This window comes from Mesorhizobium sp. M0590 (assembly GCF_040320905.1).
In the GTDB taxonomy this organism is placed as follows: domain Bacteria; phylum Pseudomonadota; class Alphaproteobacteria; order Rhizobiales; family Rhizobiaceae; genus Mesorhizobium.
This window is the reverse complement of sequence record NZ_JAMYQN010000005.1, coordinates 1-11,262: the sequence shown is the minus strand read 5'-3', so window position 1 is coordinate 11,262 and position 11,262 is coordinate 1. Positions and strand designations below refer to the sequence as shown.

Annotated in this window: 9 protein-coding genes; 5 read left to right on the top strand and 4 right to left on the bottom strand. The window is 63.2% G+C overall.

Going from position 1 to position 11,262, the window contains the following annotated elements; all coding sequences use genetic code 11:
• Window positions 1-39: 39 nt before the first annotated feature.
• From cysK to NKI52_RS10375, 3 genes are all read right to left on the bottom strand, one after another.
• Window positions 40-1,533: a cysteine synthase A gene (gene cysK / locus NKI52_RS10385; RefSeq protein ID WP_352697862.1), complete on the bottom strand. Its 1,494-nt coding sequence runs from the start codon at window positions 1,531-1,533 to the stop codon at window positions 40-42.
• A 121-nt stretch (window positions 1,534-1,654) separates the two neighbouring features.
• Complete coding sequence (locus tag NKI52_RS10380; RefSeq protein ID WP_352697860.1) at window positions 1,655-2,929, bottom strand: MFS transporter; 1,275 nt, start codon at window positions 2,927-2,929, stop codon at window positions 1,655-1,657.
• 294 nt (window positions 2,930-3,223) lie between these two features.
• A complete protein-coding gene (locus tag NKI52_RS10375; RefSeq protein ID WP_352569381.1) occupies window positions 3,224-4,561 on the bottom strand; it encodes an aminotransferase-like domain-containing protein in 1,338 nt (445 codons plus the stop codon).
• A 109-nt stretch (window positions 4,562-4,670) separates the two neighbouring features.
• Between NKI52_RS10375 and NKI52_RS10370 the strand changes: the two genes are divergently transcribed.
• The 5 genes from NKI52_RS10370 (at window position 4,671) to NKI52_RS10350 (ending at window position 9,464) form a co-directional block, all read left to right on the top strand.
• Complete coding sequence (locus NKI52_RS10370; RefSeq protein WP_352569383.1) at window positions 4,671-5,645, top strand: substrate-binding domain-containing protein; 975 nt, start codon at window positions 4,671-4,673, stop codon at window positions 5,643-5,645.
• A 72-nt stretch (window positions 5,646-5,717) separates the two neighbouring features.
• Entirely contained in the window at window positions 5,718-6,548 is an 831-nt protein-coding gene (locus NKI52_RS10365; protein WP_502897751.1) for an ABC transporter substrate-binding protein, read from the top strand.
• Window positions 6,549-6,556: 8 nt separating this feature from the next.
• A complete protein-coding gene (locus tag NKI52_RS10360; RefSeq protein WP_352697857.1) occupies window positions 6,557-7,477 on the top strand; it encodes an amino acid ABC transporter permease in 921 nt (306 codons plus the stop codon).
• Complete coding sequence (locus NKI52_RS10355) at window positions 7,464-8,237, top strand: amino acid ABC transporter ATP-binding protein (RefSeq protein ID WP_023674014.1); 774 nt, start codon at window positions 7,464-7,466, stop codon at window positions 8,235-8,237. Before NKI52_RS10360 ends, NKI52_RS10355 begins: the two co-directional genes overlap by 14 nt.
• A 45-nt stretch (window positions 8,238-8,282) precedes the next feature.
• A complete protein-coding gene (locus NKI52_RS10350) occupies window positions 8,283-9,464 on the top strand; it encodes a M20 aminoacylase family protein (RefSeq protein ID WP_352455185.1) in 1,182 nt (393 codons plus the stop codon).
• A gap of 124 nt (window positions 9,465-9,588) precedes the next feature.
• Here the strand turns inward: NKI52_RS10350 and NKI52_RS10345 are convergent, their stop codons facing one another.
• On the bottom strand, window positions 9,589-11,151 hold the full coding sequence (locus tag NKI52_RS10345; protein WP_352697855.1) for a hypothetical protein: 1,563 nt from the start codon (window positions 11,149-11,151) through the stop codon (window positions 9,589-9,591).
• Window positions 11,152-11,262 lie beyond the last annotated feature (111 nt).

The following is an 11,262-nucleotide window of genomic DNA, read 5'->3' as shown; positions in this document are numbered from 1 at the left end:
TGGTGCCGACGGCACTCTGAAAGGCCCGGAGGCGGGGTCTCACGCTGCCGCGCGCACCCATCGGGGCAGCAGGCTCTCGGGATTTGCGCATGCGCCGGGCGTGTAGTTTGCGCCAACGAACTCCAGCCGGGCGGCGAGCGTGCCGTCCCGCCAGGCCGCAAGCGTATCCATGCAGCCACCGATATGCCCGCCGCCGACAAAGACCTGCGGAATTGTAGGCGAACCGATCCGGGCCCTCAGAGCCTTGCGGATTTCCCCGTCCCGGCCGTTCTTCTGGAATTCCGGAGCATCGATGTCGATGGACCTGTAGGCGATTCCGGCACGGTCGAAAAGCTTTCTTACCGTCCAGCAGAATTCGCACCATGTCAGGGCGAATATGACCACCGGATGCTCCGGATCATAGATCGCCTCATCGACAAACGCATGCGCCGACTGATCGATTTGGATTTCGTTCACGGGCGCCGATGAAAGGGCGAAGGACGGCGGCCGGTCGAAGCGGTAGCCGGGTGTGGAGCGAGAGATCGCCTCTTCGGCTGGCGACATTTCCTCGCTGATGTGATCGAACAGGATCGTGCTGAGATACCGCTCGCCCGTGTCAGGCAACATACAGAGCACGTTCCGCTCCGGTCCGACGCGTCCAGCGATTTCCAGTGCCCCGCTCAAGGTAGCCCCGCCGGAGATCCCCGCCAGTATTCCTTCTTCCGTCGCAAGCCGGCGCGCAGCTTCCAAAGCGCTGGCGCCTGAAACCGGCAAGATTTCGTCCACAAGATCGTCAGCCATCGCGTTGCCGACGATCTGCGGAATGAAATCAGGGCTCCAGCCCTGCATCGGGTGTGGCCGGAAGCGAGTGTGCGCCCGAGTGGGCAGTCCGTGTTCGTCGAAAGTTTGGGGAATGCCACTCGACAGCAGCGCCGAATTGTCGGGCTCGCAGACGATGATCCGCGTTTCCGGGCGCTCGCGCTTGAGTACTCGCGCCACACCGGCCAGCGTTCCGCCGGTCCCGGTGCCGGTGACCCAGTAATCGAGTGGACGGTCCTGGAACGCCGCGAGGATTTCGAGCGCTGTCGTGCGGGCATGGACATCGGCGTTGACGGGCGTCTCGAATTGCCGGCAGAGGAACCAGCCGTGCGCTCCGGCCAGCTCGACCGCCTTGGCGAGCATGCCGCTGCCGCGCTCGACGGCAGGGGTCAACACGACCTTGGCACCGAAGAAACGCATCAGCTTGCGGCGTTCGAGGCTGGCGTTCTCCGGCATTACGATGACGAGAGGATAGCCTTTCCTCGCGCAAACCATGGCGAGTCCTATGCCAGTGTTGCCGCTCGTCGCCTCGATCACCGTCTGGCCAGGCCGAAGTGCCCCGGAACTCTCCGCTTCTTCGATGAGCGCGGCGGCAAGCCGGTCCTTGACCGAGCCGCCAGGATTGAACGCCTCGAGCTTGGCATAGAGCGAAGCGGCGCCGTTGTTGATGCGGGAAAGACGGACGACCGGCGTATCGCCGATCGTGTCGAGAATGCTGTCGTAGATACTGCTCATCTCAGCTGTCCTTGCCTGGTGATGACGGTGCTCCGCCCTCTTCGATCTCTGAGGTTGGCAGGAAGGCCGTGGTTTGCAGCGTTCGAACCAACGTGGAATCAAATGGATTTCGACGTTTGAATCAGCGGCTCATCGCAGGGTCCGGAAGGCGGCCGCATGGGACCTGCGCTCTCGCGCCGGATGACGCCGCCAATACGCCCAGAACCACGAGATTGGCCGCGCCAGCGACAAATGCCACCAGGAAAGCACGCCCATAGCTGCCGAAGCTGTCATAGACGAAACCGCCGAAATAACCGGCCACCCCCATGCCCAGCCAGGCGATCAGCATGACGATGCCGAGTGACTGGCCAAAGCGTTCGGCTGGCGCAAACTGGCGCACGCAAAGGATCAGGCACGTCATGTTTCCGGCGAAGCCGAAGCCGAAAACCGCCGACAGCGCCAGCAGGCTCAGCTGCTGGTCCAGCGCGGGAAAAATCGCAACGCATGCCGTCTGAATAAACGACGCCAGGGCATAGGCGGCAAGATTGCTTGCCCGGTCGGCGAGGAGCCCGAACGCGATCCGCCCGACGGCGCCGAACAGCATGGCGGTCAGCAGGCTGAGCGATCCGACATCCGAAGACCCGCACACAGCCGTGACGAAGCTCGTGAGGTGCATCAGCGGGACGCCCATGCAGGCGCAGCAAAGGAAGGCTGCAGCTGATAGCAGCGCCACCGGAGAAAGCCGGCCACTTTGGAACCCTGGCTTTGCTAAAAAACGCACCGGCGCGGGAAGGACCTCACTGACGGGCGGCGCCTGAACCGCCGGCATGGAGATCGCCAGCGCAGCCATCGTCCCCGCCGCCATGATCGCGTATGCGAGGCGCCAGCCGACGCCGTCAATCAAGGCATTTGCGGCGTAGGGCATTATGCCTTGGCCTAGGGCTCCGCCTGCTGTGACGATCCCTATCGCCAGGCCGCGGCGGCGGTCGAACCAGAGTCCGGTCACTGCAAGTACCGGCGCGTACAGACAGGCAAAGCCTAGCCCGCCCAAAGCGAAGTTGGCCGCATAGATCTGCCAGAGCGAAGTGGCGGAGGAAAGCGCGGCGAGCGCGATCACCATGCCAGCCGAGCCGATGAATAGCAGGCTTTTGACATTCAGGCGGTCCGACAGCCGGCCCCAGAACAGCCCGCCCAACGCCATGCCGACGCTTGATAGCGTGTAGGCAAGGCTGATGTCGGCTCGCGACCAGCCAAACTCCGCCTCAAGCGGTCTGATGAAGACGGATGTCAGCGCCAGGCTGCCAAATCCGAACGCCATGGCGGTTGTGGCACCGGCCGCAGCCAACAGGCCGCGCAGCCGTATTGCGCCGTCCCGAACCTCCCTGCCTCCAGTTGGTGATACCTGACGATTCGACATGTTTCTGACCTCGAAGGACCTCTTCGAAGCTGTCATCGGCCAGCGGTATGGAAGCAGGCGTGTGCGTCAGCGTGGAAAGCTCCAACGCGGGCCGTGGAAACGCCCCGCCTAAACTTGCAGCCTCCTCTCGGTGAACGGCGGATCAGGGAGATCTTATGATCATCGCCAGCGCCACCATGACGGACTGGTTGACGCCGAGCATGATCTCGGGACCGGCCAGCGGCAGTTGAACGCGAAAGAAGACAGGGTCTGTATATGGCCGGTCGCCAACTATCCGTCGGAGCAGCTGACCCTTTAGCTAACCTCCCGCGCCGGATCGGCTGCCAGCGCCAGGGAATTTGCGACGTGCTCGAGGTGCTCCTCGTCCAGAATGCTGGTCGCGACGCGGACAGCGTTCGTTTTTCCCGTCGAAAACTTCGCTCCGGCATGGACCGCGATGCCGTGGGCGGCCAGCGTGACCATCGCGTAAGGTTCCGAAGCAACCGGAATGAGGACGCTGAGACCGTGTCCGGCGTCGATATCGACATTGCGTTTGGCCAGTTCGCCAGCGAGCCGTTCGCGACGGCCGCGGTATACCTCCTTCGCCTGCTCCACCAGGGCGGCCGTGGCCGGGTCTTGCAGCAGCCAGGCGGTGGCTGCCTGCAGGATGCGGCTGGTCCATCCCGAGCTGAAGCTGCGGTAGGACTGGATCTGCTCGACGATCGTCGCCGATCCGGACAGCACAGCGAGCCGCAGATCCGGGCCGTGGGTCTTGGAATAGGACAGGATATGGACGACGCGATCGGGAAAACGCCGGCCAAGCGAAATGCGCGGCGCCGAGGCAATATCGCCGACGCCGTCATCTTCGACAATCAGCACGTCGGTGCCGGCGAGCAGGTCGCCGATGACTTCCAGCCGCGCCGACGACATGCAGGCGCCGGTAACCGAATGGACGCGCGGCTGGAACAGGAACGCGACGGGCCGCTGCCGCAGAGCGTTGGCAAGTGCATCCGGCAAGGGACCGTCACCGTCGCCGTCTACCGGGATGATCGGCACATCGAGATCCTCGAGGATGTCGAGCAGGCGAAGCGCCGTCGGGTTCTCGATGGCCACCGGCGCCCCCGGCGGGACCAGCGCATGCAGCAAGGTGTAGATGGCGTTGTAACCGCCATTGGTGGCCAGGAACGCGCCGGGATCGTACGGCCATGACGGGCGCACTGCGGCCTCCAGCTCGGGCAGGATGCGCACCCGCTCGTAGCTGTTGAGCTTTTCGGCGCGCGCACCATGCGCCAGCGCGATGTCGAGCGGCGGCAAGAGCCTCACATCGGGCTCCGCGATCGCCAGGTTCAGAACATCCTGTCCGTAATTGCCGCCGCTCATGTGGCGCTCGGGCCGGGCGGCAAAGCGGTTGCCCATGATCCAGGTGCCGTTGCGTCCGCGGCCGCCGATGATCTTGTAGCGCCGCAACTCGCTCCACGCCTGCGAGACCGTCGCCGGGCTGACGCCAAGCACATAGGCCAGATCGCGCACCGGCGGAAGCTTTGCGCCGACAGGCAGCGCGCCGCTTCTGATCAGCGCACTGGTCTCGCGCGCGATGCCGCGCATCGTGCGGTCGCCAAGGCGATCAGCGAACCATCCTGCATCGAAATCCATCGGCACCCGCGACCATTAAAGCTAATGTTCAATAACATAATAACATTTGATCGGCCAAAAATAAACATTTACCAATCGCCGGTCAAACATAGCGTTGAAGTTCATGCCGATGCCCGTTTCCATCACTGTAGCCACCCGCGATTGGGACTATCTCACCCCTTTGGTGCTGGGTGACGTTACTTCGAGCCGCTTGTCGGTGAAGGTTGATCGCGTCGCCACGCTCATTCCGGACCTCGGTACCGATCCGCACTACGATGCGGCGGAGGTCTCATTCAGCCGTTATGTGTCGGCCATGGCTTCGGGCGTCGATACGGTGGTTGGACTACCGTGCTTCATCATGCGCGGCTTTCGCCATCGCTGCATCATAACGGTCGAGACCAGCCCGTTGGAACGGCTTTCCGACCTTGCCGGCAAACGCATCGGCGTGACCGGCTGGCGCGATTCCGGCAACACATGGACGCGCGCAGCACTTCGCCGGGGAGGCGTCGGCGTCGAGGATGCCTATTGGTTCGCCGGCAGGCTGACATCGGGGCACCCGATCGCCGACCGCCTCGACGGATTCGGCAGGCCGGGGCGCATCGAAGCAGCACCAGGCGAGCGCCCGATGATGGAGCTGCTGGCGCAAGGCGAGCTCGACGCCGTTTTCACGCCCTTCATGCCGGACGGCTTTTTCGGCCCGGCTTCCGGCTTCCGGCAAGTGCTGCGCGATTTTCGCGCGGCCGAACGCGCCTATTTCGCCGACGTCGGTTATGTCCCGGGCATGCATCTGGTCGCTGTCAAGGCCGCCCTAGTCAGGGAGCACCCCTGGCTGCCGCAGGAACTCGCCAGGCTGATCAACGAAAGCCAGCGCGTCTGGACGGCAAAGCGCCGAAAATATGCCGATACCTCGCCCTGGATCCTCGAGGAGCTGCTTCATGCGGGGCGCGACCTGCCTGCCTCCTGGAACGCCAGCGGCCTGCCGGCCAACCGGCGCATGATCGAGGATTTCGTCACCGAGCTCCATGCCCAGGGCATTCTGGCGGAACCGATTTCCGCCGAAGCCTTGTTTCCTTTCGAGGCCAGATCGCGGGCCACCGCAGCCTGAGAACGCACAACGAAGAACACGAAGGAGAATGCCATGAGGACAATCAGCTTCATATTCGCCTCGCTCGTCACCATGCTGGCGCAGGCCAGCTTTGCCCAGGATATCCAGAAGCAATCGGTGAACGAGGATTTGCGGGCCCGGCTGCCGGAAGAGATCCGCGCGGCGGGAAAGATCACAGCCGTCAACAACGGCTCGTTCCCGCCCTATGAGATCGTCACCGGCACCGAACTGTCGGGGGCGACCAAGGACATTTCCGACGCCATCGGCCTGCTGCTCGGTGTCGAGATCGATCATGCCTCGGTCGCCGGCCTGCCGGCTTTGCTGAGCGGCATCAATGCCGGCCGTTATCAGTTCGCGATGGGGCCTGTCGGCGACTATCCCGACCGGCAGAAATCCAACGACTTCATCGATTGGGTGCGCGAATACGTCGTCTTCGCCGTCGAGAAGGGCAACCCGGAAGGCATCACCTCGCTCGACACCGCGTGCGGCAAGCGCATCGCCGTCATGTCGGGTGGCTCGGCCGAAAAGGTCATCAAGCAGCAGGCGCAGAAATGCACCGAGGGGGGCAAGCCGGCCGTCGAGGTGCAATCCTTCACCGACCAGCCGAGCTCGATACTGGCCGTCCGGTCGAAACGCTCCGACGCATTCTTCTCCTCGCAGGCGCCGCTGACCTATTTCGTCGAGCAGGCGAAGGGCCAGCTGGAACTCGCCGGGGTCGGCCAGGCCAACGGCTTCAAGGACATCTATCAAGGCGCCGTCGTCAAGAAGGGCTCGCCGCTGGGCGGCGTGCTGCTCGACGCGTTCAAGATCCTGATGAAGAACGGCACCTACGCCGCGGTCATGAAGAAGTGGGGTCTCGAGAAGAACATGATCGATGCGCCAGGCATCAACCAGGGCCAGTAGAGGCTGCCATGACCGACGCCACCGCTGCCTACGCGGCCGGGCTGCCGCGACATCCCGACGACGCGCTGCGCGACGTCAAACGAGCCCACCGGCCGTTTCCGCTCGTCCGGCTGGCGCTCTGGGCGTTCACCGTCGCCGTGGCAGCCGGCTTCGCCTATATCGTTGCGGTCAACCCGAATTTCGGCTGGCCGGTCGTCGCCCAGTATTTCTTCGATCCGACGGTCATGCAGGGGCTTTCCGTAACGCTCGGCCTGACGGTCGTGGCGATGATCCTGGGTATCGTGCTCGGCCTGCTGCTCGCCATCGCGCGCATGTCGAACGACAGGCTGGCATCCCTTCTCTCCGGCCTGTTCATCTGGTTCTTCCGGGGAACGCCGCTGCTGGTGCAATTGATCCTGTGGTACAACCTTTCGACGCTGTTTCCGCGCATTTCCATTGGCTTCGCCAGTTGGAACACCAACGACCTGATCACGCCTTTGACGGCCGCCGTTCTTGGTCTGGCGCTGAACGAGGCCGCCTACATGGCCGAGATCATCCGTGGCGGGCTGCTGTCGGTGGACAAGCGACAGGCCGAAACGGCTGAAGCCTTCGGCATGACCCGCGCGCGGGCCTTGCGGCGCATCATCATCCCGCAGGCGATGCGGTCGATCGTGCCGCCGACCGGCAATCAGCTGATCAGCATGATCAAGGCGACGTCGCTTGTCAGCGTCATCGCCATGGCCGACCTGCTCTACTCGGTGCAGTCGATCTACAACCGCACCTTCGAAATCATTCCGCTGCTGATGGTTGCAGTGCTGTGGTACCTGCTGATCACCTCGGTCCTCAATGTCGCGCAAGGCGCGATCGAACGCCACTACAGCCGCGGCGACCGCGGCGCGCGCGAGAAGACGGCGACCGCCACCCTGGAGGCCGCCAATGAGCGCGCATGACACGCCCCTGGTCCGGGCGCGCAACGTTCACAAGGCCTTCGGCCCGCTCGAGGTGCTGAAGGGCATCGATCTGGACGTCGCGCCTGGCGAGGTGGTGGTCATTCTCGGACCGTCCGGCTCCGGAAAGTCGACCTTCCTGCGATGCATCAATCATCTCGAGGCGATCGACCAGGGGTCGATCGAGGTGGACGGCGAGCAGATCGGTTACCGGTTGCACGACGGCCGCCTCGACAAGCTTTCCGACCGCGCGATCGCCGCGCAGCGGCGCAAGATCGGCATGGTGTTCCAGCAGTTCAATCTCTATCCGCACATGACGACCCTGCAGAACGTCATCGAGGCTCCGGTCGGCGTTCACCGGGAGAACCGCAAGGAGGCGATCGGCTACGCCCGCGAACTGCTGACCCGTGTCGGTCTTGCCGACAAGATCGACGCCTATCCGCGCCAGCTTTCAGGCGGCCAGCAGCAGCGCGTCGCCATCGCCCGTGCGCTCGCCATCCGCCCGAAATTGATGCTCTTCGACGAGCCGACGTCGGCGCTCGATCCGGAGCTGGTCGGCGAGGTGCTCGCCACCATGCGCGATCTCGCCAGGCAGGGCTTGACCATGATCGTGGTCACGCATGAGATCGGGTTCGCCCGCGAAGCGGCGGATCGGGTGGTGTTCATGGACGACGGTAATGTGATCGAGGCCGGACCTCCGGACGAGGTTCTCGCTAAACCCAGGCACCCGCGCACGCGGGCTTTCCTGAGTCGTTTCATCTAAAAGCAAAGCCGGCGCGGCACCTGCTCGGCCGGCAAAGGACCTCCCATGCCAAAGACCTCCAACCAGTTCGCCGACATTTCCGACTTCGCCGACAAGGCCGCCGAGCTTGCAGCGGCCCGCCAGCACCTGCACGCGCATCCCGAGCTTTCATTCCAGGAGCACGAAACGGCTGCATACGTTGCCGAACGGCTCGAAAGCTGGGGCTATGAGGTGACGCGCAATGTCGGCGGGCTCGGGGTCGTCGGCCGCCTGCGCCAGGGCAGCGGCCGCAGCATCGCCATCCGTGCCGACATGGACGCCCTGCCGATCACCGAAGCGACCAATCTCCCTTATGCCAGCCAGGCCAGCGGCAAGATGCACGCCTGCGGTCATGACGGCCACACCACGATGCTGCTCGGCGCCGCCGAATACCTGGCGCGCACACGGCATTTCAACGGCACGGTGAACCTTATCTTCCAGCCGGCCGAGGAAGCCGGCAAGGGAAGCGGGGCGCAGGCGATGATCGCCGACGGCCTGTTCGAGCGCTTTCCCTGCGATGCGATATTCGGGCTGCACAACCACCCGGGCGCGCCGACGGGTTCGTTCCTGATGCGCGCCGGGCCGCTGATGGCGGCGAGCGATACCGTCACCATCAGGATCGCCGGGCGTGGCGGCCACGCCTCGCGTCCGCACCTGACGGTCGACCCGATCGTCGCTGCCGCCAACATCGTCATGACCCTGCAGACGGTTGTGTCGCGCAACGTCAACCCGATCGAGACGGCTGTCGTCACCGTCGGCACGATTCACGGAGGCACGGCCTCCAACGTCATCCCGGAACACGCCGAAATCACGCTGAGCGTCCGCTCCTTCTCGGCCGAGATCCGCGACACGCTCGAGCAGCGTATTCGCAATATCGCAGCACTTGTGGCGCAGGCGCATGGCGCAACGGTCGAGATCGATTACGAGCGCGGCTACCCGGTGGTGGTCAATTCCGAGCGCGAGACGTCCTTTGCGACAGACATCGCTGTCGAACTCGTCGGTCAGGACAAGGTGTCCGTCTGCCCGTTGATCCCCGGCAGCGAAGATTTTTCTTATTTCCTCGAACACAAACCCGGTTGCTTCCTGCGCCTCGGAAACGGCGAGGATTCAGCCATCCTGCACAGCTCGAAATATGATTTCAACGACGGCAATCTGACCGTCGGCGCAGCGCTCTGGGCTCGTTTGACCGAGAGATTCCTGGCCGCCTGATCCATGACTGCGGCTGGAATTGTCGATCGGCCGGTCGAGCATTATTGGGGCGACCGGCCGCGACGATCTTCAACGAACTCTCACCGCATTCCAGTTCATTCGAACAGGGTAGGGTTTCGCTCTCTCAGACGAACAGAAAGTCACTCGCTGCCAGCGGGCTCGTAAAATTTGCGAGAGTAACTTGATCGTCTCCCGCTGTAATGATGGTGCTGGTTCCACTTTGCGCAATTGTGAGATCATCGAACGATTGCACGCCCCCCACGCCACTAAACACGATGGTGTCGCCTTGGGTCTGGTTGAAGTCGTAGATGGTGTTTTGGGTTCCGACCGTCATTGAACCATCGTCCTTGAATATGAATTGGTCTCGGCCGCCCTGAGCCAACTCGCTCAGTTGCCCATCCCCCCACATGTCATTGATGACCGTACAGCCGGGTGCCGCGCTCCCGGCGTACAGGGTATCGTTGCCGCCCGTGGCCGAACCGGACATCTGCAGAGCGTCGCCGCACAAGAAGTTACGGACCTGGCCGCTTTCGCTGTTGTGGCCCCCGGTAAGAATGTCGTTGCCGCCCGTGGCGGACTCCGACATAGCGAATGCGTCGCCGTACAACTCGTTTAGAACATCAGGAAAGGCGCTTTTGTCCCCGCCGGTCAGGGTGTCATTGCCGCCCACAGCGCTGCCGAGCATCGTGACAGCGTCGCCATACCCCAAATTATGGGTGCCGTGCAGCACGGCCACATCATCGCCCCCAAGCGCATGGTCGAACATACTGCCGCCCGCGTCGCCGTAGAAAGTTATCTCCGAGCCACCCGCGCTCGTGAAGTTGTCGTTGCCGCCCGCGGCAAAACCGGAAAGATCGCCGCCCGCATCGCCATAAAGAGTTTTGCTCGGGATCGCCCCACCTAGGTCTGTGTAACGGTCGTCGCCGCCCTGAGCATGGTCCGACATGTCACCGCCGGCATCGCCGAAGAAAGTGCTGGTGGAAAAGAACGCGCCCGTGAACGTGTCGTTGCCGCCCTTGCTGTTGCCCGACATATCGCCGCCGGCATCGCCGTAGAAAGTGTTGAGCGAGTCGGTCCGGCTCGTATAGCTGTCGTCGCCGCCCTGGGCATTGCCGGACATGTTGCTGCCGGAGTCACCGAAGAAGGTGTTCGTGGCCTGCCTGGAGCCCTGGAAGGTGTCGTTGCCGCCCTTGCTGTGATCCGACATTTCGCCGCCCGCATCACCGTAGAAGGTGTGGGTAGCTCCTTGTACAGTGCTGGTCAGGAAAGTGTCATCCCCGCCCCGGGCATAGCCGAACATCTTGCCGCCGGCGTCACCGTAGAAGGTATCGACTACCTGCCTTGCCACGCCACTGTTGAAGGTATCGTTGCCGCCCCTGCTATGGTCCGACATATCGTCGCCCGCGTCACCAAAGGCAGTAGTGGTGGAGGATGACAGCCCCGTGGTGAAGGTATCGTCACCGCCCCGAGCAAAATTGAACAAGCTCCGAGCCGCGTCGCCGTAGAAGGTGTAGGTCGACGGTGCGGTTTCCGTAAAGGTGTCGTTGCCGCCTCTTGAGAAATCGAGCAGGCTGCCGCCAGCGTCGCCGGTCAAGATATTCGTATTCGGATCGCCTGTGAGGGCGTCATCGATACCCCGCTGATGATCTGCTAGATCACCGGTAGTAAAGGGAACGCGTGTAGACATTATCCGCTCTCCTGTTGAGCCTGCCCGATAGTGTGCTGAAGGTTCTGCAAAAAGTTTTGGAGAGAGAACGGCGCTTGCTCTGAGGGGCGAGCGGCCATGGCACGGTGGTGA

Bases quoted from the DNA above. Each gene is read 5' to 3' on its own strand.
- cysK (WP_352697862.1), bottom strand. From the start codon at position 1,533: ATGAGCAGTATCTACGACAGCATTCTCGACACGATCGGCGATACGCCG.
- NKI52_RS10380 (WP_352697860.1), bottom strand. From the start codon at position 2,929: ATGTCGAATCGTCAGGTATCACCAACTGGAGGCAGGGAGGTTCGGGAC.
- NKI52_RS10375 (WP_352569381.1), bottom strand. From the start codon at position 4,561: ATGGATTTCGATGCAGGATGGTTCGCTGATCGCCTTGGCGACCGCACG.
- NKI52_RS10370 (WP_352569383.1), top strand. From the start codon at position 4,671: ATGCCCGTTTCCATCACTGTAGCCACCCGCGATTGGGACTATCTCACC.
- NKI52_RS10365 (WP_502897751.1), top strand. From the start codon at position 5,718: ATGCTGGCGCAGGCCAGCTTTGCCCAGGATATCCAGAAGCAATCGGTG.
- NKI52_RS10360 (WP_352697857.1), top strand. From the start codon at position 6,557: ATGACCGACGCCACCGCTGCCTACGCGGCCGGGCTGCCGCGACATCCC.
- NKI52_RS10355 (WP_023674014.1), top strand. From the start codon at position 7,464: ATGAGCGCGCATGACACGCCCCTGGTCCGGGCGCGCAACGTTCACAAG.
- NKI52_RS10350 (WP_352455185.1), top strand. From the start codon at position 8,283: ATGCCAAAGACCTCCAACCAGTTCGCCGACATTTCCGACTTCGCCGAC.
- NKI52_RS10345 (WP_352697855.1), bottom strand. From the start codon at position 11,151: ATGTCTACACGCGTTCCCTTTACTACCGGTGATCTAGCAGATCATCAG.